The organism is Sporolactobacillus sp. STSJ-5, assembly GCF_024385605.1.
Lineage (GTDB): Bacteria > Bacillota > Bacilli > Bacillales > Sporolactobacillaceae > Sporolactobacillus.
The window spans coordinates 120032-144130 of sequence record NZ_JANFOJ010000001.1; the positions used below are offsets into that span (position 1 = coordinate 120032).

Annotated in this window: 20 protein-coding genes, 1 other RNA gene and 1 pseudogene; 8 read left to right on the forward strand and 14 right to left on the reverse strand. The window is 44.7% G+C overall.

Annotated elements, in window-relative coordinates:
- Positions 1-47 precede the first annotated feature (47 nt).
- From NOM01_RS00685 to NOM01_RS00695, 3 genes are read right to left on the reverse strand one after another with little or no spacing between them, the layout of a single operon-like run.
- Entirely contained in the window at positions 48-2138 is a 2091-nt protein-coding gene (locus NOM01_RS00685; RefSeq protein ID WP_255745511.1) for a type IV pilus modification PilV family protein, read from the reverse strand.
- Entirely contained in the window at positions 2135-2608 is a 474-nt protein-coding gene (locus tag NOM01_RS00690; RefSeq protein ID WP_255745512.1) for a type II secretion system protein, read from the reverse strand. Before NOM01_RS00690 ends, NOM01_RS00685 begins: the two co-directional genes overlap by 4 nt.
- 13 nt (positions 2609-2621) lie before the next feature.
- Entirely contained in the window at positions 2622-3038 is a 417-nt protein-coding gene (locus tag NOM01_RS00695) for a type IV pilus modification PilV family protein (protein WP_255745514.1), read from the reverse strand.
- A gap of 106 nt (positions 3039-3144) precedes the next feature.
- On the opposite strand from NOM01_RS00695, the gene NOM01_RS00700 reads away from it, so the two are divergent.
- Genes NOM01_RS00700 through NOM01_RS00735 form a run of 8 tightly spaced genes read left to right on the forward strand, consistent with a single transcriptional unit; the run spans position 3145 to position 10668 of the window.
- Positions 3145-4803: a GspE/PulE family protein gene (locus tag NOM01_RS00700; RefSeq protein WP_255745516.1), complete on the forward strand. Its 1659-nt coding sequence runs from the start codon at positions 3145-3147 to the stop codon at positions 4801-4803.
- Positions 4804-4831: 28 nt separating this feature from the next.
- On the forward strand, positions 4832-5866 hold the full coding sequence (locus tag NOM01_RS00705; protein WP_255745518.1) for a type IV pilus twitching motility protein PilT: 1035 nt from the start codon (positions 4832-4834) through the stop codon (positions 5864-5866).
- A gap of 4 nt (positions 5867-5870) precedes the next feature.
- The gene (locus NOM01_RS00710; RefSeq protein ID WP_255745520.1) at positions 5871-7079 is read left to right on the forward strand and encodes a type II secretion system F family protein; all 1209 of its coding nucleotides are present in this window, start codon (positions 5871-5873) and stop codon (positions 7077-7079) included.
- 20 nt (positions 7080-7099) lie between these two features.
- Positions 7100-7528, forward strand: a complete 429-nt coding sequence (locus NOM01_RS17085; protein WP_304654709.1) for a type II secretion system protein — start codon at positions 7100-7102, stop codon at positions 7526-7528.
- A 5-nt stretch (positions 7529-7533) separates the two neighbouring features.
- The gene (locus NOM01_RS00720; protein ID WP_255745522.1) at positions 7534-8289 is read left to right on the forward strand and encodes a prepilin peptidase; all 756 of its coding nucleotides are present in this window, start codon (positions 7534-7536) and stop codon (positions 8287-8289) included.
- A gap of 17 nt (positions 8290-8306) precedes the next feature.
- The gene (pilM, locus tag NOM01_RS00725; protein ID WP_370645886.1) at positions 8307-9257 is read left to right on the forward strand and encodes a type IV pilus biogenesis protein PilM; all 951 of its coding nucleotides are present in this window, start codon (positions 8307-8309) and stop codon (positions 9255-9257) included.
- Positions 9254-9826, forward strand: a complete 573-nt coding sequence (locus tag NOM01_RS00730) for a PilN domain-containing protein (protein ID WP_255745525.1) — start codon at positions 9254-9256, stop codon at positions 9824-9826. The genes pilM and NOM01_RS00730 overlap by 4 nt, the downstream gene beginning before the upstream one ends.
- A 2-nt stretch (positions 9827-9828) precedes the next feature.
- Entirely contained in the window at positions 9829-10668 is an 840-nt protein-coding gene (locus NOM01_RS00735; RefSeq protein WP_255745527.1) for a hypothetical protein, read from the forward strand.
- A 544-nt stretch (positions 10669-11212) separates the two neighbouring features.
- On the opposite strand, the gene ssrS is transcribed toward NOM01_RS00735, so the two are convergent.
- The 11 genes and pseudogenes from ssrS to NOM01_RS00790 form a co-directional block, all read right to left on the reverse strand.
- Positions 11213-11397, reverse strand: a non-coding RNA gene (gene ssrS / locus NOM01_RS00740) — 6S RNA.
- Between the two features lie 76 nt (positions 11398-11473).
- Positions 11474-13246, reverse strand: a complete 1773-nt coding sequence (gene aspS / locus NOM01_RS00745) for an aspartate--tRNA ligase (protein WP_255745528.1) — start codon at positions 13244-13246, stop codon at positions 11474-11476.
- 23 nt (positions 13247-13269) lie between these two features.
- Complete coding sequence (hisS, locus tag NOM01_RS00750) at positions 13270-14532, reverse strand: histidine--tRNA ligase (RefSeq protein ID WP_255745529.1); 1263 nt, start codon at positions 14530-14532, stop codon at positions 13270-13272.
- A 106-nt stretch (positions 14533-14638) separates the two neighbouring features.
- Complete coding sequence (locus tag NOM01_RS00755; protein WP_255745531.1) at positions 14639-14911, reverse strand: hypothetical protein; 273 nt, start codon at positions 14909-14911, stop codon at positions 14639-14641.
- 102 nt (positions 14912-15013) lie between these two features.
- Positions 15014-15460, reverse strand: coding sequence for a D-aminoacyl-tRNA deacylase (dtd, locus tag NOM01_RS00760; protein WP_255745532.1), 447 nt, complete (start codon positions 15458-15460; stop codon positions 15014-15016).
- A 17-nt stretch (positions 15461-15477) separates the two neighbouring features.
- A complete protein-coding gene (locus NOM01_RS00765; protein ID WP_304654710.1) occupies positions 15478-17655 on the reverse strand; it encodes a RelA/SpoT family protein in 2178 nt (725 codons plus the stop codon).
- Positions 17656-17929: 274 nt separating this feature from the next.
- Entirely contained in the window at positions 17930-18442 is a 513-nt protein-coding gene (locus NOM01_RS00770) for an adenine phosphoribosyltransferase (protein ID WP_255745536.1), read from the reverse strand.
- Between the two features lie 78 nt (positions 18443-18520).
- On the reverse strand, positions 18521-20854 hold the full coding sequence (gene recJ, locus NOM01_RS00775) for a single-stranded-DNA-specific exonuclease RecJ (RefSeq protein WP_255745538.1): 2334 nt from the start codon (positions 20852-20854) through the stop codon (positions 18521-18523).
- 47 nt (positions 20855-20901) lie between these two features.
- On the reverse strand, positions 20902-21246 hold the full coding sequence (locus NOM01_RS00780) for a LapA family protein (protein ID WP_255745540.1): 345 nt from the start codon (positions 21244-21246) through the stop codon (positions 20902-20904).
- A gap of 30 nt (positions 21247-21276) precedes the next feature.
- Positions 21277-23518 (reverse strand): annotated as a pseudogene (secD, locus tag NOM01_RS00785) (protein translocase subunit SecD).
- Between the two features lie 72 nt (positions 23519-23590).
- The gene (locus tag NOM01_RS00790; RefSeq protein ID WP_255745541.1) at positions 23591-23878 is read right to left on the reverse strand and encodes a post-transcriptional regulator; all 288 of its coding nucleotides are present in this window, start codon (positions 23876-23878) and stop codon (positions 23591-23593) included.
- Positions 23879-24099: the final 221 nt, after the last annotated feature.

Genomic DNA, 24099 nt, shown 5'->3' on the forward strand with positions numbered 1-24099 from the left:
GTATTTTTTATTCTATTCAATATATGCGAGTGGGAGTCCAACTCTACTCATTGATAATTCGTTTTCGTGTCAACAATTGTTATTGGTGATTGCCCGCTATTACCGCTACTTCCTCCAGATCCACTGCTATTATCTCCACCGTGTTGCTGCAATCCAAAATAGATTTCGCCATCACCTGTGGTTGAATAGCCAGCTGTGTTCTTAATAACAGCTCCTTGTTTAAATTCTAATATTTTTGGGCCGTCATTTGCAGTTACTTTTTGTTGATTTACATAAGTTGAATTTTCGATATAAACCGTTCGATTAAACTGCGGTGCTGGTTCATTACCGTTATATTGAATATTCATGCTATTATCATAACCAATGGAATAGACATATCCATTAAATATTGTGGATTTTGTTATCCCAAGATACCCACCTGAGTATACATTGCCTTCCACAAGACATCTTGCATCAAAATTTAAAGCAGTCCAGTTCTTATCCAAATAAAGATTGCCATTAAAAGTAGTCGGACTATTTATGGTTAATGCTCCACCTGAATAAACATAGCCATCATGCGGCAGTAATTTATCGTCTTTATATCCAAATGTAACCGGCGCACTAATTGTAATAGCATCGGCTGAATAGGTATTACCTTTTACATTAAATGGTTTGGAAATAGTTAGTGCCCCAGCTGTATACGCATTTCCGTTAATGATTGTATTAGAATCAACGTTAAGTGCTTGTGCTGTGTATACATTGCCAAAAATATTTGTCGGACTATTTTGTTTTATGTTAAAGGATCCTCTAACATAAATCTCCCGCTTAACAGTTGGAGTTATACTTTGATTTAGAGGACCAATATCTGTCGATCCATTAATGTTAAAGGCTTGTTCACTGTACACATTACCATTGATTAATGTTTTAGCACTATTATTAATGTTTAATGAACCATTCACATAAACATTTCCTGTATCAATACTATCAGTGCTACTAGTTGTACCAATAGATGTATTATTATTAATATTGAATGCACTGTTAGTATATACGTTTCCCCTAACATCAAGATTAGCATTTACATCAATAGAACCTTGCACATATAGATTTCCATAAACAATAGTATTTTTATTTATACTAAAAGATCCATTAATATAGGCATCTCCGTGTATTTCTGTAGGAACTGAGATACCAACGCCGCCTTGTACTGATAAGCTATGATCGAAAACTGTGCCACCAGAATCGTTCACATTTACATATTGGGTAAAATTAATATTTCTAGTATAGTGCCCGTTGACTTTTGAAGACACAGGGTCGCTACTTGTTTCCCAACGATTGCTTGTATCAGCATCATTTAAAGTCCATTTTGAAGGTGCCGTTGGAATATTATTTATGGTTTTTTTTGGCATGCTACTTAAATCTGACGGAATAGCTAGAGCATCTTGAAAACTTTTTTTTATTGATGAAAAAGTTTCATTAAAATCATTAATATTTTTTGTCAATACTGCTCCAATACATTTTTCTTCATTAGGCTCAATGTATATATTATAAAGTTCATTTTCATTATGATCTTTAGGGTGTACTAAATAATCAGTATTTGAATTGCCCATAATTAATGCACCATCCATATATGGCAGTTTCAGCCCCATGTATTCAGGTGTGTAATTTGGATCTCCTGTATTTCCACTACTAACTACTTGATATTTAAATGTCTTGATCTGCGTAATCGTCTGAGTATCTCCACCTGAAATTCCTTGGCTGGTTATGGTGAGAGTAATTTTATTATCTGTTGGATTACCGACTTCTCCGTGAGTTACTGTATAACTTGGGTTTCCTTGCATTGAATTCAATGACGAATCTGAACTTGAATTAAGCGGTTCAGGTAATACATCGTCATTCAATTTTTGTTTGAAATTAGACTCTGTAACTCCAGAAACAGTTGCAATCTTCGTTCCAAGTTCTTTATTGTAGGCCTTCAACCCCATCTCAGCGACGTTCAATGCTTGAGTTTGTGTGGTTTCTTTGCTGAATTGCTTTGTATTGTTAAAGGATACCGATATGACGGTGAGACCAAGCACAGAGAAAACGGTGATCACGAGCAGAACGATGATGAGCGCATAACCTTGTTCCTTTTTTTTCAATAATTGTTTGTTTCGAATCATTGGCTGCTGCTCCCCTCATCCCATGGGTAATTAAATGTTGTGTTTAGATGGAATTTTGGCCCATCGCTACTCACTCCTGAAGTTGTCCGTACCGCAATATCATAATCAACCTCGAGGCTTGATCCGTTTTTTACCGGCTCAGAAGTCGTATCTCCGGATCCGTTTTTGCTATAAAACAAATCTGGATCAGAAATCAATTCATGCTGTGAAGTATCGCTATCATAAGTAAGCTCAACTTTTCCATCGTTAAGCGCAATTGAAAAAGGTTTATCTGTTTGATCATAAAATGCTCTCGTGATTCTTGCCTGTACGAGATGTGCGTCCGCCTGGAGATCATTTTGTGTCATTGTATTCTGAGCTGATTTTTCTCCTGAAAGCCAGATGCTGAAGATTAATGTAAAACAAATCGTTGCGATAACGATCACCGCAAGCATCTCAACCAGCGTCACACCTCTCGAATTATGTATCATCTTCTTGTACCTCTCAATTGCCGGATGTCGTATAATAGTTGTAAAGTTCTACATAGTTCGTATTGTTGTAGTACGTTCTGACAACAATCGGCTGGTTTTCGTCGCTATCTTTATTTAATACATAGACATAGGTTTCATACGTTGCGTTGCCGACTGTACTGCTCGAACTATGAATTGTATATTTTGTATTGCTTGGCACAGCTGTCGGCGATGATTGTGAAGATCCCGGATCTGCCGGAAGACTGCTGCCATCCAATATATCTGATAATTTTTTCTGCGCCAGTTGCAACGCGGTCAGCTTGCTGCCGTTGCCGGTGGTCACCTGCTGGCTCTGGATAAAGACATAGGCAAAGGATAGAATGACAATACTCAGTAAAGTGATTGCCGCGATGACTTCAATCAATGTCATGCCGTCTTGTTTTCGGTTCATCAGTCGCAGTCCTTTCGCATCTGTCTCTATATCTATTCTAATTGGTTTTCTGATAGAATGAAAGTGTCGTTTTTTGATGAAATTGATCATATCAGGAGGAAGTCACATGCAACGTACACATCGAAGATTAGGCGACTTGCTCGTTGATTCAGGAATGATTACTCAAGAACATCTTGCTTCAACCCTTGAACAGAAAGAATCATCGCAAAAACTAGGCCATGCACTGATTGAGCGCGGCTATATTTCCGAGCAGCAATTAATCGATGCCCTTTCCATTCAATTGAGCATCCCACAGGTGCATTTGGCAAATATTGTGATCGATCATCAGACCGTAAATCTCGTTGACCAATCCTTTTCGAGACAAAATGAATTAATTTGCTATAAAAAAGTAGACAACACGCTCTTCGTTGCGATGTCGAACCCGCTTAACTTTTATGCGATCGATGATCTGCAGATGATGACCGGATTTCAGGTGAAAGTTGCACTTGCACTCCCGAGTGAGATTACGAGTACAATCAATCGCCTTTATAACGAAGAGGATTCCGTCAATGAAATTCTGACATCAATGAATAGTCTACCCGTTGATGAAGGCGATCTAACGACGTCGGAAGACACGCCAATTTTAAAAATTATTAATAAATGTTTGCTCAGCGCTGTCGAGGAACGTGCCAGTGACATTCATATTGATCCTCATGAATTCAGCGTTGTCGTCCGCTTCCGTATCGACGGAGAACTGCACACATATCGGACTTTTCCAAGAGAGATTCTAAGTGTTCTGGTCACGCGTATTAAAGTCATGAGTCAGCTCGATATTACTGAAAAGAGGCTGCCGCAAGATGGTCGTGTAAAGGTGACAATTGGAAAAGATCGGCTTGATCTGCGAGTGTCGACGCTCCCAACCTTGTTCGGTGAACGAATTGTGCTTCGGCTCTTAAATACAAAGGATTTGCTGCTAAAAATTCCTAATGTCGGCTTTACCGAATCGCAGCAGAAATCATTCACAAAAATGATTACCAAGCCAACCGGACTGATGCTGATCACTGGGCCAACAGGTTCTGGTAAGACATCAACACTCTATGCGGCCCTAAATTATTTGAACAACGAAACGCAGAACATCATTACCATTGAGGATCCGGTTGAATACCAAATAGAAGGAATCAACCAGATTCAAACAAACGCACCGGTTGGACTAACCTTTGCTGCCGGACTCCGTGCCATCTTGCGGCAGGATCCGAACGTGATCATGGTCGGAGAGATTCGTGACTCGGAAACTGCGGAAATCGCCATACGTGCGTCACTTACGGGGCACCTAGTCCTGAGTACCTTGCACACAAATGATGTGCCGACAACGATTTACCGTTTGATTGATATGGGCGTCGATCCATTTCTTGTTGCGGCGGCACTCACCGGAGTCGTTGCCCAGCGGTTAGTGCGCCGTGTCTGCCGTGACTGCGCGCATAGTTTTAAACCGACGGCAATTGAGCAGGGATTGTTTGAAAAAGCCGGGCTTGAATGTCCCCCGATGCTGTCTAAGGGGATCGGCTGCAAATCCTGTCATCAAACCGGCTATTTAGGCCGAACGGCGGTTCATGAAATTCTTGAATTGTCGGAAGAAACAGCCGAAATGCTGATTACACACCACTCGTTCAAAGACATTCAAAACCTTGTCAAAGACTCCGGCGGTGTGTCCATGCTTGAAAATGGTCTAGCAAAAGTTTCCGAAGGCATTACCACAGTTGATGAACTACTTAAGATTATCAGTTAACAATTTCGAGTAGAAGAGGTATTGGATCATGATCGATTTTCTAAAGGAATGTCTTTCCATCGCCTGCACACGCGGTGCCTCAGATTTGCACATTTCCGTCGGCATTCCGCCGACCATCCGCCTGAACGGTGAATTAATGGCACTTGATAAACCCAATGTCAAACCGGCCGATACGGAAGAAATGGTGCGTGCCATCCTATCCAAGCCGCAAATGGACAAGCTTGAGGAACATGGTGAACTCGATTTTTCGTTCAGCATTCCGAGATTATCTCGTTTCAGAGTCAATGCGTTCAGACAGCGTTCATGCTACAGTCTCGCATTCCGTGTCATTCCGCAGACAGTGCCGAATCTAGCATCCTTACAGCTTCCTGAAGTGCTGACCTCGCTGTGCCAACGTCCGCATGGTTTGTTCTTGGTCACCGGACCGACCGGCAGCGGGAAATCAACAACGCTGGCCGCGCTTGTCGATGATATGAACCGCACCATGCGGCGGCACATCATCACCTTGGAAGATCCGATTGAGTATTTACACCGACATGATCGCTGCATCATTCAGCAACGGGAAATTGGTAATGACACGCATTCGTTTGCGCTCGGGTTACGCTCCGCATTGCGTGAAGATCCAGACGTCATTCTGGTCGGTGAAATGCGTGATCTCGAAACCATTCGCACAGCATTGACAGCTGCAGAAACCGGTCACCTAGTGCTCGCGACCCTGCACACCAATGACGCAGTGTCCACAATCGACCGAATCATTGACGTCTTCCCTGCCGAACAGCAAGGACAGATTCGCATCCAGCTAGCTGCTGAACTCGTATCTGTCGTTTCACAGCGTCTGTTCCCAACACCGGATCATAGCGGGCGGCGTGTCGCAACCGAAGTAATGATCAATAATAAAGCGATCAGTCATTTGATTCGTGAAAAGAAAATCTATCAGATTCCGAGTGTGATTCAAGTCAACCGTGCGCAAGGAATGCAAACGATGGCATCGTGCGTTCAAGATATGCTGACACGCCGCGAAATCGCAAGTGAATCTGTGGAAACATTTCTATTAAGGGGGTGAGCACATGCCGCTCTTTGATTATGTCGGTTCGAATTCGCAAGGCAAATCAAAAAAAGGACGCATCACAGCATCAACAAGGCAGGATGCTTTGCTTGAAATTGCCAAACAGGGCTTGGTGATCCGTTCCATTCATGAACACAACGACTCCATTTGGTACAAAGAACTGTCGGTTGGCCAGCGCGTCAAACTGCAGGATAAAGTTGTGTTTCTAAGACAATTTGCGACGATTATCAAAGCCGGTGTTACCGTATCCGATGCGCTTGATATTCTGACTGACCAGGAAGAGAAGAACAAATACTTTAAACAAGTGATCATGGAAATGGCCACTAATTTGCGTGAAGGACAGACGCTTTCTCAAGCGTTTGAAAATCAATCGAAAATTTTCAGCCCGATGATCATCCATATGATTCGTGCCGGCGAAGGCAGTGGCCGTTTGGAAGAAAGCTTGGATCACCTCGCCACCTACTATGAACGTCAGCACAAATCGAAGCAGAAAATGTCAACAGCAATGGTTTACCCTGCGTTTGTTTTCATCATGTCCATTGGCGTCGTTCTCTTTCTCTTAACATCGATTATTCCAATGTTTCGTTCGATGTTCGCCAGTCTGCATACCGAGCTTCCGCTGATCACACGCGTCATTTTGACAATAAGCGACTGGCTCCGCTCCTATTGGTATGTACTATTTGTTTTGCTTATCGGATTGGTGATATTTGTCATAGCTGCATTTAAAAATAAATCTAGTAAATTAAGACTAGATTATGCTATAATCAAACTGCCTTTAATAGGTACTATAGTCTATAAAGGTGAGCTTTCGCGGTTGCTGTGGATGCTGGCTCTGCTGCTATCAAGCTCAGTCCCTGTCATCGATGCATTACACTCAATCGAGAAGATTACGTCTAATCTTGCCATTCGGCAGGCGATACATAATGTCGCTCAGGCACTCGATTTCGGTCGGCCATTGTCGGAAGCTTTTCAGGAAGAAAAGATCTTTCCTTCCATGGTTCATCACATGACCGCCATCGGCGAAAAAACCGGTATGCTTGATCAAATGCTGAACAGCGTCGCTAAGTATTATGAGGACGATGTGGAACAGATGACCGAACGTATGAAAGTGCTCATTGAACCTCTTGTGATCCTGTTCCTTGCCGTTGTCGTTGGTTTCATTGTCCTTGCGATCATCATACCTATGTTCCAAATTTATCAAAACGTTTAACTCAAACTGGGGGAAAAACTATGCTGAAAAAGATTATGCAAAAAGCAAATGCAAAAAAGAACCAAAAAGGTTTCACCTTGATCGAACTCTTGGCCGTTATCGTTATCTTGGCTATTTTAGCAGCCATCGCAATTCCAAGTGTAATTTCGATTGTTGGTAAGCAGAACAATAAAGCGGCTGTACAAGATGCTTTAACAGCTATTCATGCTGCCAAGCTTTATATAGCTGATCATAACGCAACAGGAGATCAAACATTAGCAGAAAGTGCTTTAAAACCATATTTAGACTCATCTAGTGCCAGCAAACTACCTGCAACTTTTACTGTAAAATATGATAGCACAGCAAAGACTTATACAATTACGGATGCTTCGCTACCATCAGATGTTGTAAGCAGTTATAAATCAGGTGACTACGTTGCGGAATCAGTATTGATTGATTATAACAATTAACGGTTATGTATATTATAATTATTTCTTATATAATAATCTTTGGTATCATCTTAGGATCCTTCTACAACGTCGTCGGTTTGCGTGTTCCTGCAAACCAGTCAATTATTACGCCGCCTTCGCACTGTCCGTCGTGCGGGCGGCGTTTGACTATACTGGATTTGGTACCTGTGTTTTCCTACATCTTTTTAGGTGGAAAATGCCGGACATGCCATAGTAAGATTTCGCCAATTTATCCGATCATAGAAGCGGCAACAGGCTTTTTGTTCCTAATCAGTTTTTTGCGTGCAACTTCGATTGAAGAGATGCTTTGTGGCTGGTTGCTTGTCTCATTGCTGATGATCGTGCTTGTATCCGATCTGGAATACATGTTGATTCCGGATAAGATCTTGATGTTTTTCTTGCCGTTGTTTGCGGCATTCCGCATCCTTTACCATACGGATCCATGGTGGGACGCGCTTGCCGGAATGGCTGCCGGATTCGCTCTGCTCGCGCTGATTGCTTTGATCAGCCGCGGCGGAATGGGTGGCGGCGATGTGAAGCTCTTTGCGGTTATGGGGCTGCTCGTCGGAATGAAACTGGTAATTCTCGGTTTCTTTCTTTCAACCTTTTTCGGTGCAGTGATTGGAATCGGTGGTATGCTTCTCGGTTTCATTAAACGCCGTCAGCCGGTGCCCTTTGTCCCTTTTATTGTCTTAGGCATGCTGACAAGCTTCTTCTTTGGTGACCAATTGATCGCCTTTTATCTGAATCTAATCTTCTAACATTAGGAATGATGTCTGTGTTTGAAAAATGGTTGCAAATTTTCCAATCTCACTCAAGCGTCGGTTTGACGGTCACGGATTACTCCATCCGCATGGTCGTTTTTCACGGCTCAACGGATGACCCCTCTCGTCTCGATTACTGGGAGGAATGGCTTCAACCCGGCGTTGTTGAAAACGGCCGCGTGAAGGATGAACAAGCGTTCACAGACCAGCTTAAAGATATCGTTCATGCGCTGAAAGCAAAGGGAAAGAAAACGTATTTCGCGATTCCTTCTTCTCAGCTCATTCTGAGACAACTTGATTTTCCGGGAATAAAATCGGATTCCGAGTTGCAGAATTACTTTTTTATCGAAATCGGCAACAAGATTCAGCTTCCATTTGAACAGGCGGTTTTTGACTTTCATGTCATCAGCCGAGCAGCAACCGGAACAAAGGTGCTGCTCATTGCAGCTCCTGAGGCCGTCGTTCTGCAGTATCGCAAGCTGCAATCAAGTGCCGGATTGAACCCGGTAAATGCCGAATTCAGCGCACTCGGAACCGATCGCTGGACGCAGCATTACTATCCGCAAATCGCAGAAAAGCAACGGATGTACGTGCAGCTTGAAAAAGAGGCACTTTACGTGTCGATTTTCCAGGAGGATATCCCAATGTTCGTCCGCCAAGTAAGCCTAAAAGGTCCGGACATTCAATCAACTGACGATACATTCTTCCTTAATGCTGCTACTGAAATTGAGCGGATGCTGAATTTCTATCAATACAGCGTCCGTAAGGGAGAAGACGAAGTCGCGTTCATTTATCTTCTCGGTGAAAGTGAACGTACCGACAAGCTGCTGTCCGTGTTATCGGGAATGGTGTCTCAAGAAGTGAAGTCGCTACATTTTGATCGTGAAAAGTTCAATTATCCGGAAAACATTGATGCTGCGTGCATTCCTGCGATTGGCCTTGCCATGAAGGAGGACATGAAATGATTGATATCAACCTCCTTCCTTATGAACAAAAGGCCTCCCGAGGCATGATTTGGTTTGCCATCATTTTCGGAGCTTTTTGCCTGGCCGGACTAATCATATTAGGTGTGTACAGCTGGCAGCTCAATGGCGAGCTTCAGAATGTCCAGAAACAGGAAGCCACCTGGAAGGCACGTGCGGAAAAGAAAGCTGCACTTAAAGAAACCGAAGTAAGCACCAAGCCGACTCCTGCAGATGCGGTCAATGAGATTCAATTGAGCAGATTTGCCGTTTTTCCATCCTGGGTATTGATGGAAAAACAGCTTCCCAAGAACGGTACGATTACCAACATTGACTATGATTCAACCGGGAACATGGAGATTACCGGTGAATTTGCTCATTTTGCTGATATTCAGCCGTTTATTGAGAAGCTCAGGAAACAAAACTACTTCTCAAATGTTGTAACGACCAAAATCAATCAATTGGATTCATCAAGCAATGTTTTGGTTTACACACAGCGTAATGCCTATCAGCTCACGTTTACCATGCGTACGGATGCAAATCTTTCAATTAACCAGAAAAAGGATCAATGACTATGAATAAAACAGCGTTCATCAGCATCCTATCGGTAATCATTGTCCTAAGCGGTTTTACCTTCTTTTATTTCTTGAAAATAATGCCTGCTCAGGACAAAATCAGCTTCGCAAAAACCAACATCCATATGTACCAGGAGACGGTTGCGGCCAATCAGAAGAAGCTTGCCGAGCAAAAAAAAGCATTAGCAGATAAAAAGAAGCAGGCGGAAAAAGAGGAGAAGCTTGGCCAAAAAGTCGATAACTCCATTCTTCCGAAGAATCCGGATGTAGAGCCCTTCTTTACAACAGCGCAAAAAAAAGCAGCTTCTATGGGAGTTACCTTTATATCTGTTGAGAAAAGTAATGATGATACAGGAGATAGTTCTTCGGACAGCTCCTCTTCTTCAGATCAATCAGGCAGCTCCGACAGCAGCAGTAGTACTTCTGCAAGTAGCGGCAGTAAAAGCAGTGCAGAAAAAGAGTCCAATGATAAAATTGATCCGGATAAACTATTAAAGTCGAATACATACCAAGTGAGCTTACAATCACTAAGCGACTTCCAGCTCTACGTCTTTGTCGGTTATTTGGAGACACAGAAGCGATTAGTCGTTATTAATAAGGTAACCTCCAGTCGCATTAACAATGACAGCAGCTCAAGTGATGCTTCGTCTTCAACTGACAGCCAAACAAACGTACAGGCGAGCACTGATGGTTCAGATGATCAAACAAGCAGTGCTGATGCAAGCAGTCAGACGGATGCATCATCAGCACAGTCCGACAGCAGCAGTTCCAGTATCCCAACCATCGAAGCAAACTATCAAATGGTACTATCAATTACGATCTACTCTGCAAAGAAATAAAATTAACCAGATTTAATACGGAAGGAAGGCTAAATATAATTATTTAGCCTTCCTTCCTTCTATTTATTAGCATCCAATTGCAGCTATATATCAGATTACTGCATCATAGTGACGCACTGCACAGCAACTTTTAGCGTATTGTTCGGTAATGTTTTCTCTCTCTTAGGTTGAACTTTCCTGGGATTAGGTTCAACTTTTCATTCATTAGGTTTAACTTCTATTCTTCGGTTTAACTTTTCCTCTCTTGGGTTGAACTTTCCTGAGATTGGGTTCAACTTTTCATTCGTTAGGTTGAACTTCTATTCTTCGGTTTAACTTTTTGTCCATTGGGTTGAACTTCTTCTCACTTCGGTTGAACTTTGCAGGAATTTGGTCTAACTTTTCGACATTTGGTCTAATTCCTTCTTTCTGATTCGATTTTCCCTGTTCTATCATGGTTTCTCATCGATTTATGAATATCCCTTTTTAAGTTATTTAAAACGGCAAAAAAGCCGAAACCTAGACATTGCTGCCCATGGTTCCAGCTTATTTTTTCGCAAATAAAAAAAATCCCAAACGTGCCGTTGCAAAGCCGCAGTTTTGAAACCCGCACTTATAGGCAGGTGGGTGCCCTGTTCCACAGTTTGCGAGTCCCTACTAGGGCATGCGCTCCGAGTGAAAACATCGGACTCCCGATCAAAATATGTTCGGTCAAAACATAACGACATAAGACTAACACTTCAGGATCTTTTCTTAACTTGTGTAATCATTGTAGCATATCTGTAAGCGCTTATCAAGGCAAATTAGCCTGGATCGTGTTGGCAGCTTATTTAAGAATTGCCGCAACATCAAGGTGCAGCTCACTCAATTGCGCCTGACTGACTTCGCTTGGTGCTTTAGTCAGCACGTCGCTTGCGCTCGCCGTTTTAGGGAACGCAATGGTATCGCGCAGACTTGTACGGCCGGCGAGCAGCATAACAATACGGTCGATGCCGAGCGCCATGCCGCCATGTGGCGGAACGCCGTATTCGAAGGCATCGAGCAAGAAGCCGAATTGCTTTCTTGCACGTTCCTCAGTGAAGCCGAGCAGTTTGAACATGCGTTCCTGCATCTCAGGGTCGCTGATACGCTGTGAACCGCTGCCGAGTTCGAATCCGTTCAAGACCATATCGAAGGACTGGGCACGAACACTGCCCGGATCACTGTCAATGTGGTCAAGATCCTCAATGACAGGCATTGTAAACGGATGGTGTTCTGCTACATAACGATGCTCTTCTTCGCTGTATGCGAGCAGCGGGAAGTGTGTGACCCACAGGAAGTTGAATGCCGATTCGTCAATCAAGCCGAGTGTCTTGCCGAGATGCAGGCGCAATGCCCCAAGGCTGTCGGCTACAATTTTTTTCTTGTCGGCAACGAATAACAGCAAGTCACCTGGTTCTGCATTCGTGCGTTCAATGATCCGCGCATTTAATGCTTCGTCAAAGAATTTCGCAATTGGACCTTTCATGCCGCCCTCTTCAACCTTCAGCCAAGCAAGGCCTTTGGCGCCGTATGGCGAAACGATACCGCGCAGATCCTCATCGACTTGCTTGCGTGAGAACTGAGAAGCCGCACCCTTCGCATTAATCGCTTTGACCAGCCCGCCCTTTTCCTGAACTTCCTTGAATACCTTCAGCGTGCTGTCGGCTGCAATGTCAGTCAGGTCGATCAAGTTCATGTCGAAACGCGTGTCCGGCTTGTCACTGCCGTAAAGATCAATCGCTTCTGCGTAAGTAAAACGCTTGAAAGGACGTGGAATATCAATACCTTTAACGTCCTTCATGATGCGAACAATCATTTCTTCAACCATCGCTTGAAATTTGTCCACTTCAAAAAAGGACATCTCCATGTCAACTTGTGTGAATTCAGGCTGGCGGTCAGCACGCAAGTCTTCATCGCGGAAGCAGCGAGCAATCTGATAATACTTTTCAATGCCTGAAGCCATCAGCAGCTGTTTAAACAGCTGAGGCGACTGAGGAAGCGCATAAAATTCACCGGGATGAACGCGGCTTGGCACAAGATAATCACGTGCGCCTTCCGGAGTGCTCTTCGTCAAGATCGGTGTTTCAATATCCATAAAATCCTGTTCATCAAGAAAGTCGCGCATAGTATGCGTAATTTTATTACGCATTTTAAATGTTTCCAGCATTTCCGGACGTCTGAGATCTAGGTAGCGGTATTTCAGACGGATATCTTCGGAAGCTTCAATGTTATCTTCAATAGGAAACGGCGGTGTCTTTGATTTGTTCAGCAACGTGATTTCACTGATCATGACTTCGATCGTTCCTGTTTTAATTTTTTCATTGACCGCTTCAGGATCACGCTTAACAACTTCACCTGTGACGGTGACGCAATATTCACTGCGCAGTTTATCTCCCTTTTTCCAGGCTTCTTGATCCACTTGAGGATTGAACACAATCTGGACAAAGCCGGATCTATCACGCAGATCGATAAAAATGACACCGCCTAAGTCCCTTCGTTTTTGCACCCATCCGGCGAGTGTGACTGTTTTTCCAGCGGATGCTTCGGTTAATTCACCGCAATTTGCGTTGCGATACATGGTATGACCTCCATCACTATGAATCAATTTTTTTCCTTAAGATAATCAGTTAAAGCGGCGAACGCAACTTCATCCTGTGAGCCGTCAGCCATGTTCTTGACAACGGCTTTTTGTGCCTCCAGTTCTTCGTCGCCTATAACGACAACAAATTTTGCTTTGTCGCGATCCGCCTGTTTAAACTGGCCTTTGACCTTGCGCTCCATATAATCTTTGTCGGCCTGCAGACCGGCCTGACGCAGCTGATTCAACAGTACCGGCGCCTTTTGTTCGGCTTTCTCGCCGATAGCAACGACAAAACAGTCAAGTGATGGTTCAGAATCGAGCGACACGCCTTCGACTTCAAGTGCAAGCAGAAGCCGTTCGATGCTCAATGCGAAACCGATACCCGGTGTTTCCGGACCGCCAAGTTCGCTCACGAGTCCATTGTAACGGCCGCCGCCCATGAGTGTCGTAATGGCTCCCTGACTCGCGCCCATGATCTCGAACGTCGTATGGTTGTAATAATCAAGACCGCGGACAAGAGTCGGATCCAGATCATACTCAATACCCATCTCGCCCAGAATCGCCTTGACCTTGGAAAAATAATCGCGAGAAGCATCATTCAAATAGTCAATGATCGATGGTGCAGTCGCCATCAGCGGGTGATTGTGATCCGCCTTGCAGTCAAGAATACGCAGCGGATTCTTCTCTAAGCGTTTCTGGCAATCTTCACAAAACTCGCCGATTGACGGCTTAAAGTGAGCAATCAGTGCTTCATGGTGCGCTTCACGGCTTTCCGGATCACCTAAACTATTCAGAACAAGCTTCAAATTTTTCAATCCGAGCTTCCGGTAAAAAGTCAGAGCAAGTGCAATGATTTCAGCATCAATTGACGGATCCGCTGATCCAAGCGCTTCACAGCCAAACTGAGTAAATTGACGGTTGCGCCCCGCCTGCGGACGTTCGTAGCGGAACATTGGCCCGATATAATACAATTTTTGCGGCTGACTCGGTTGTCCGTAAAGCTTGTTCTCCACATAGGAGCGGACAATAGAAGCCGTTCCTTCAGGTCTCAAGGTTAATTCACGATCGCCGCGATCTTTAAATGTGTACATTTCCTTCTGCACAATGTCGGTTGTGTCACCGACACCGCGCTGAAAGAGATCGGTGGATTCAAAGATAGGCGTGCGCAATTCTTTATAATTAAAAAGAGCGCAGACTTCTCTTGCTGTTGCTTCGATTTTCTGCCACTTAAAAGCATCTTCCGGCAGAACGTCATAGGTTCCGCGGGGAATTTGAATAGTCACAAGTAATCCTCCTTCAACTGTTTTCGCAATGTCCGCAGCTGATCATCTGCTGCGGCTCCGTATCACCCTTAATTTCTCTCTGACAAAAGTGAATGGATGAGTACTATTAAATGATAATAAAACAAAAGCCCTTGTCCATCGGCGAGCCGACAGACAAGGGACGAATAAACTTCGTGGTGCCACCCTCATTTGAAGCATAGACATGCTTCCTCTGAATACCGGTTAACGCCCGGGCACGGCTTTTCCTACTGACCGCATCAATGCTGATGTTCAGAAAAACGCCTAAGGAGTGTCCGTTTTCGGGAATCTCTGCCGGCGCGCTTCCAGCCCAAGGCGCGCATTCTCTTTTGGCTGATCGATCCGAAAACCTCTCCATCACTGGCTTTGTTCGTTCTTCTATACTACGTATCTTCTCATAAATTGTCAAGGTTTAGCGAAAATTTATGAATGCCGCTGCAAATCAGGGTTCGTCGAGCATCAGTTAATGATTTTTGCTCTCAATAATCAGCGTAACGGGACCGTCGTTCACGAGAGAAACAGCCATATCTGCGCCGAAAACGCCGGTTTCGACATGAAGACCAAGTGCCCGCAATTTTTCGTTAAATGCTTCATATAACGGCTCAGCGATTTCCGGACGTGCCGCTTCCATGAAGCTCGGGCGCCTGCCCTTCGACGCATCGCCATAGAGCGTGAACTGAGATACAGATAGAATGGATCCTTCAGTATCCATGATCGACCGATTCATTTTACCCCCATCGTCCTCAAAAATACGCAAGCCGGACAGTTTGTCAGCGACGTACTGAAGATCATCCTCCGTATCACCGGTCTTAATGCCGACGAGGAGGAGCAGACCGGCGTCGATTCGTCCTACCGTTTTCCCGTCAATGTCGACTTGAGCGCGCGTGACACGCTGCAAAACAACTCTCATTCAGAATCCGTCCTTTTCTATTGCATCACACGGCGAACCGAATAGATATCCGGAATCCGTTTGATTTTCTCAACCACTCGATACAAATGATCAATGTTGGTGATCGCAATTGTCATATTGATCGTCGCGACCTTGTTCTTATCAGCACGGCCGGAGATGCCGTTGATCGCTGTATGCGAATCAGAAACGCATTGAAGCACTTCATTGAGCAAGCCGTTCCGGTCAAAGGCGGTTACCTCAATATCGACATTGTATTCCTTCGATCGTGATTCATTGCTCTCCCATTCAACTTTCATCAGGCGCTGTTCCTCTTCATTTTTGATATTCGGACAGTCTACCCGATGAATGGTAACACCTCGGCCACGTGTGATATAGCCGACAATGGCGTCACCCGGCACCGGATTGCAACAGCGTGCGAGGCGTACAAGCAAATTATCGACACCTTTAACACGCACACCAAGCGACGTCTTCCGGTGTTGATTCGTGTTCGGCTTTTGTTCGGACAGCTGTTTCATCCGTTCCTCTGCGTCTGTTGATTCGGGAGCCTTGTGCTCATCCTCTGTGAGACGAGTAACGACCTGTTTCGCTGTAATCCCGTTGTAGCCGATCGCGGCAAACAGCTCGTTTTCATGCGAAAAATTAAACTTTTTCGCCACAGCAGTGATTTTATCTTCAGTCAGATTATCCTTTATGCTGACATTCTGACTGCGGCATTCTTTTTCAAGCATCTCACGTCCCTTCGCCACATTTTCCTGGCGTTGCTGACGCTTGAACCACTGTCTGATCTTATTCTTTACAGCGGAGCTTTGAGCGATCTTCAGCCAATCGCGGCTTGGTCCGTAGGAATGATTCGAAGTCATGACTTCGACAATATCACCGGTTTTCAGTCTGTAATCCAGCGGAACCATCTTGCCATTGACACGCGCGCCAACCGTTTTGTTCCCAATCTCAGTATGAATTCGATATGCGAAATCAATCGGCACCGATCCGACCGGAAGCTCGATCACATCACCCTTAGGTGTGAACACAAATACAGTGTCTGAAAATAAGTCCATTTTCAGAGACTCCATAAATTCCTTAGCATCATCGGTTTCATTCTGGTATTCGAGTATTTCACGGAACCAAGTGAGCTTGTCCTCAAACTTGTTATTGATGTTTCGAACCTTGCCCTCTTTATACGCCCAGTGCGCCGCAATTCCGTATTCCGCAACGTCGTGCATTTCCTCAGTTCGGATCTGAACCTCAAGCGGATCGCCTTTTGGCCCGATTACGGTCGTATGGAGCGACTGATACATATTGGTTTTCGGCATGGCTATATAATCCTTGAAGCGACCGGGCATCGGCTTCCAATGGGTGTGGATAATGCCAAGGATCGCGTAGCAGTCTTTAATGCTTTTGACAATGATCCGAACCGCAAACAGATCATAAATTTCATTAAACTGTTTATGTTGATTGACCATTTTGCGATAGATGCTGTAAATATGTTTCGGGCGGCCGGATACCTCAGCATCAATATGTACAGATTTTACATACGATCTCAATCCTTCAACGACCTGAGCGATATAGGCTTCCCGTTCTTCGCGTTTTTGTTTCATCAAATTAACAATTTTATAATATTGCTGCGGTTTCAAATAACGAAGTGAAATATCCTCAAGCTCCCATTTAATTGCGGAAATACCGAGTCGATTGGCGAGCGGCGCATAGATCTCCAAGGTTTCATTCGCTTTTTGAATCTGCTTCTCTGGGCTCATATATTTCAATGTACGCATATTGTGCAGCCGGTCGGCAAGCTTCACGATGACGCAGCGCAAATCACGTGCCATAGCAACAAACATTTTGCGGTGGTTCTCCGCCTGCTGATCTCCTTTTGAGGTATATTCAAAATTTCTTAACTTTGTTACTCCGTCTACAAGCTCGGCTACGTTATCTCCGAATGCTTCACGGATGTCCACCAGCGTGACCGGCGTATCTTCTACGACGTCGTGAAGAAAGCCGCTGATTATGGTTGTGACATCCATATTTAATTGCACAAGAATACCGGCAACCTCGATCGGATGCATAATATAGGGTTCGCCCGACCGGCGGACTTGTCCCTTATGCGCACGATCGGCAAAACGATAAGCCTCACGAATTAGTTCAATATCTTTTTTATCTAAGTAGGTCGAAGCCTGCTGTATAAGTTCTTCCATCGTCATCATATCATCACCCGTATGCAGGACCATTGTCGGTTCTGCGATCTGAATCTTTCAAACCACTAAATTTAGTAATTTCAGACGAATAAGTAAAAAAAGATGCAAGGCAGCCATTCGCCGGAGACTATGGTCCCGCGCAATTGGCACCTACTAGGACTATTATCAAAGATATATTGATTAAAGTAAAGAGTTTACATCCATTCTGTCCATCCTGACAGCGGACAAAACACAGTGAGAAAAAGAGAGTGCCTGATTCCAGGCACTCCGGATCATCTGTTTAGTATTTAATTAAAGACAGGACATCATAATCTTTAAGCAGCTTGGAGCCATTGAGTTCGGTTAATTCAATTAAGAAGGCCACACCGGCAACGACACCGCCCAATTGTTTGACCAATTTAATTGTTGCTTCAATCGTACCACCGGTCGCAAGCAAATCATCGGTAACGAGCACACGCTGTCCCGATTTAATCGAATCCTTATGCACGCATAAAGTATCGACACCATACTCCTTTTCATAGGAAACAGTTGCAACCGGGCGCGGCAATTTTCCAGGTTTACGGACAGGTACAAAGCCGAGTCCTAAAGAATAGGCAAGCGGTCCTCCGATAACGAATCCGCGCGCTTCCGGTCCGATAATCACTTCCGCATTCTTGCTTTTCGCGAAGACTGCTAGTTCATCAATGGCAGATCGATAGACCGGCCCTTCCTCAAGTAGTGACGTAATATCTCTGAAATTAATACCTGCGGTTGGAAAATCCATAACCGACTTAATATACTTTGCATAATCCATTCTGTGCGCTCTCTCCATTTCAAAAAATAAGGTCTCTCTATTCGTTGACCGTAACTACATGAAAAAATATCATTGGAATTACTTCAAAACATGCTCATCCTCGTGCTTGATTTGTCCGGCGATCCACTGCTTCAGCTCGCCGATCGGCGAGTAGCAGAAGCGAGCCTCCAGTTCACGTTGCATCCTCTCTTTACAATACGTTTCGGAGGACGTCAGCGGTGCTTTAACCGGAGAAGGATTCTCGGTTAGGAAACCCTTCTCTATTTTAACAAAACCAAGTTCAAAAAACACCTGGGTCATCAAAGAAATCGACTGCTCGCTCCAACCTTTATATCCTGCGATCTGTCGCATCATCGCCCGAACATCAAAAGAATGTCTTTTGCGAATCAACGCGTAATACCACACAAAGTGATCGCGTTCCGGAAATACTGAAAAGTAGTGATCTTCCGAATGATAAAAGATGCAATAAAAGCGATTAAGCTGCGGATTTTCTCCGATCACTTCTTCAAGTTGAGCTTCCTCGTTTGGAAGATCAAGAAGTGCAACAGCATCCGTTGAAATGGATATGCCGGGTTCGTATATCTTTGCTACACCTTCAAGCTGAAAATGTGCAGCGGTTTCCGGCTGAAAGGCAAGCAGTGTTACAGAATCATCAGCAAGCTGTGCCATTTTTTCATGAATGTCGCGGACGGAACGCCAATCATACACTTGAATACCCTCTACACGAAGATCACGAATCAGCAGCTGTGCTTTTCTAAAACCGTTCCATTCATTAATCCCTAACTCGCCGACTGCAGCTAAGTGATCGTTCGGTGATAGACGCGGAAGCCAGTTGCCAAATCCGAATCCGATTGCCTCAAGCTCTTTTTCGTTGCCCTTAAGCGTCACTTTCAAATGATTATTATTACGTCCAACAGCGCCCATCTTCGCCAACGGTGCCTGCTCAATTTGAAACAGCGGACGTGGATTGTCCGTGCCGAATGGAGCAAGCTTCGCCAATTCCTCAATCAGCTCTACAGACAGATCGTCGACTGTGGAAATACCGTCTATGGTCAATTGAGGTACAAGGTCTTCGGGCTGAAGCACTTGATCTGCCACAGCGGCAAAAGCCTGCCGAAACGCTCCAATCTCGCTTTTCGCAACCGTCATACCCGCCGCCATCTGATGCCCGCCAAATTGAATCAGGTGACTCGATGTGTCCTTCAATCCCTGATAAAGATTGAAACCATCGATACTGCGCCCTGATCCTTTAGCAATACCGGTTTCTTTATCAATACTGAGGATGATCACAGGGCGGTAATATTTGCCGACAATTTTCGATGCCGCAATGCCGATGACACCTTGATGCCAGTTTGTTCCGGCAAGGACAAGTGCTTTATCGCCACGACTGATATATTCGGCTGCCTGTGCATCAGCCTCTTTGGCTATTCTATCTACGATTGCGCGCCGGTCCTGATTTAATGAATCAAGCTGTTCGGCAAGCGCCACCGCTTCGCTCTTATCATCAGTCAGCAGCAGTTCAAGCGCAACCCGTGCATCATCCATGCGTCCCGCGGCATTCAGCCTTGGCGCCATTTGAAAGCCGATCACATCACTGTCAACCGCGCTCGCTCCGGATGCTTTCATCTTGAGTGCGTCAATTCCCGGCAGCGATCCCTCATTCATCGTTTTTAATCCAAGATAAGCAATCAAACGATTCTCATCAACGAGAGGTACAAGGTCGGCAATGGTTCCGATGGCTGCTAATGCAATCAGTTTCTCATTAAATGCATCCGCCGGACAGATCTCTTGGGCAAGTTTAAGTGCGACTCCTGCACCGGACAACCCTTTAAAGGGATAAGGACAGTCTTTCTGCTTTGGATTGAGAATCGCAAAAGCTTCCGGAAGCTGTTCCGGCGGCTCATGATGATCGGTGATCACATAATCAATCCCCATACGCTTCGCGCATTCGGCTGGATCGCTTGCTGCGATGCCGGAATCAACAGTTATAATGAGTGTTACGCCGTCCTTCTTTGCCTGTTCAACCGCGCCTACATTAGGTCCGTAACCATCTCTGAACCGATTCGGAATATAAAATGAAACCTGTGCACCGATTGCTGTCAGCGCACGAATCAGAATCGCTGTCGATGTGACTCCGTCTGCATCATAGTCGCCAAAGACGCGGATCTGTTCACCATGAGCGACCGCTTCGGTAATACGGGCAGCGGCGTCATTCATGCCTTTCATTTTCATAGAATCATAGAATTTCATGCGCTCACAATGCAAAAAGCGCTTTGCGCGTTCAGCATCGTCAAATCCTCTGGCAACCAGTAAACGAGCTGTAATCACAGAAATATGCAGCGACTCTGAGAGCCGCTGCACCTTTTCTTCATCCACTTTTTTTATTTTCCAATGATTTTTCGATTTCAGCATCCGCCTTCGCGCTCCCTCAACAACCGGTTCCCCGCTTAGGCCGGATTTTATTTTTTCGACCGACGCCTCGCAGTCCGTGATTCACTTGATGACGTTTCACTGCCTATATCTACTTTCAAACGATCGGTATCCTCAGGGTGCAGTTCAATCATTCTTCGCAACTCACGTTCCAGCTTGCCGATTCGATGCCGCTGTTTGTAAATTGTGGAATAAGTGAACAGACCAATGAGAAGCGCCCCGATCAACACCGATCCGATGATCACAAGAATAAGTGGCAGCCGGACAACGCCGAACAGAAAGCTGAACCCCACGGTCTCCACATTAGCAATTGAAAAAAGAACAATGATCAATGTGAAAATGAGTACGAGGAGTATTCTCCACTGTTTTTTCATTTACCGGTACCTCCATTTCTCCACTGAAAATTACGCCTGAGTTTGTACGGTTCTCTTTTTCTTTCGTTGATCAAGATACTTAACCTTCATCACTGCCCATAGTGGACATGCAATACAGATTGACGAATAGACGCCGCAAATCAGTCCGACGAAGAGTGCCATCGTAAAGTTGCGGATCGATTCGCTGCCGAAGATCAGCAACAGAACAACCGGAATTAACACAGTCAGAACCGTATTTAATGATCGCGTCAGCGTTTCGCGAATACTCAAGTTAACAATCGACGAATATTCTTCAATTGTTGTGAGCCTTTTTCTGCTTAACTTGATGTTTTCACGGACACGGTCAAACGTCACAATAGTATCGTTGATCGAATAACCGACAATCGTCAGTATAGCAGGAATGATCAAGATATCGACTTCGAGGTGAAACAGGCTGAATACGGTCACGATGAAAAAGGCATCATGGATCAGCGCGAGCACCGCCGTCAGACCCTGAAGAAATTCAAAGCGGATCCACACATAGATGATGATACCGATAGAAGCCAAAATCAACGCAAACAAACCGTTCTTCGCAAGATCGCGTCCGACCTGTGGAGATACTGAGCTGACGTTCGGCTCAATACCGAATTGCGATTTGATTTTACTTTTTATTTCCGCAATCTGGTGCTGATTCAGTTCTTTATTAATTCGAACGGTCGCGATATTCTTATGCGTTCCTGAAACGACCGGACGTTCCGGATCATAGTTCATCGCGCGAAATGCCTGATCAACTTTTTCAATCGATATCGCCTGTGTACTTTGAACATCGACTCGCGTTCCGCTCGAAAAATCAATACCCAAATTAAGCTTAAAGACAAAGAGTGAAAGGATACCTACTATAATCAACGCAGAAGAAATGATAAAGAATACATTTCTATGCTTCATAAAATCAAAGTGATCGTAAAATTTATTGTAATGCTTGTAATTCATTTTCTCATTTAATTCCACGAATATCACTCCTCTTTACGCCAAACAGCCACGGATGATCATTTAGTGCACGGCTATGAACCAAGAGACCGAGCAGCAGACGGGCACCGTAAACCGACGTCAGGAAGGTAACCACGTTACTGATCAGTAGCATGACGGCAAATCCTTTGACTGCGCTGGTTCCTAAGGCGAACAGCACAGCTGCGGCAATGATCGTCGTCAGGTTGGCATCGACAACAGTCGGCAACGCACGTTGGTTCCCGGCTTTAAATGCGGAGAGTATGGATTTTCCGCCGCGCAGCTCGTCTTTAATTCGTTCAAGCGTGATGATGTTGGCATCGACTGCCATTCCTACGCCGAGGATCATCGCGGCAATGCCCGGCAGCGTGAGCACTGCTTGCAGTCCGACGAACACAGCCATAACAATGACACTGTAGAAAATCAGAGTTAAATCCGCAATCAGTCCGCCTAAACGGTAGAACAAAAGCATGAACAGCATGATGGCCGCAACGGCAAGTGCTCCGGCATAAATTGTTTCTTTCATGGAGTCTTGTCCGAATTGTGCACCGACAGAGGTCGAATATTTCTCAACCATCCGAACCGGAAGTGATCCAGAGTTCAATAGATCCTTCAGATTCGTAGCCTCTTTAGCTGTAAAGCTCCCGGTGATTTCAACATCAGAAGTATTTAGTTCTTGAGACACACTAGGAGCTGAAATGAACTTCGGTTTGCTTTTCTTCGCTTCTTTTGCGTATGAATCACCTTTTTGATAATCCATCCAGATGACCAGTTGATTGTTCGGAGCGTAACCAGCGATTTTCTTCGTCACACTGGCAAATTTCTTCGGATCCTTCAGCTGCAAAGTAACCATCGGCTTGTTCATTTCATCGAAAGCGACCTTCGCCTTGCCCGGTTTCAAATCCGATCCGTCCAACATCAGCCTGTCTTTATAATCGCGGAATTCCAGCTTCGCCGTTGTTGACAGCAGCTGGCGCGCGCGTTGCTCATTTTTCACGCCTGGAAGTTGAACACGAATTCGATGTCCGTTTTCAATCGAAATATTCGGTTCACTGACGCCGAGCACGTTGATTCGTTTATTGATTGCAGCAACCGCGTTGCTCATTGTGTCACTGTCAATTTTTTGACCTGCCTTCAGCGGTTCGACCTGATACAGCACTTCAAACCCGCCTTTAAGGTCAAGTCCCAAATTCACCCTATGTATGATGGGATTTACTGCAAAACCAATGATAATTCCCAGCACAATTAAAAGCGCAAAAAAGGAAAAAATCGGTCCTTTTTTTACCATGTTCTAAGCCTGCTCCCTTCTCTTTATCGACTCTCGTTAACTACGAAAGCTCCCCCCGCTTGCGAATCGCATTTATCTGAACAGTGAGCTGTCCATTTCATTTGAGCTGTTTTTAAATAGATCCAAGCGCAACTTGTTCATGTAATCATTCACAGTCAGCGCCATGACCGCAGCCACCACTTCATGTATTCGTTCGGGTTTGTCCTCTTTCTTTTTTTCCAGAGATTCTTTAACAAATTGCCAGAATTCATCCATTTTCAAGTGATTAAGACCGAGCAATTGAAACTCATTTAATTTACTTTGCAGAAACGGCTCAATGATCGTCCGCCACTTATCCATATCATTCAATTCATCCGGCATTTCGATTCCTCCCATAAAGCCTATAATAGCATATTTGTGATTGAATACGAAACACAAAAAAACAAATGAGGCCATGCCCCTTCTCTAATAGTTCGGTCATGATGCTTATTAAATGAGCATGGCTTGTCATGCTTGGACCCTTTTGATGCATATACTCCACTATGGCCGCGAACTTTCCTTTCCAGCCGTGGTCTCTAGCCACATCATTTACTTATTTATTA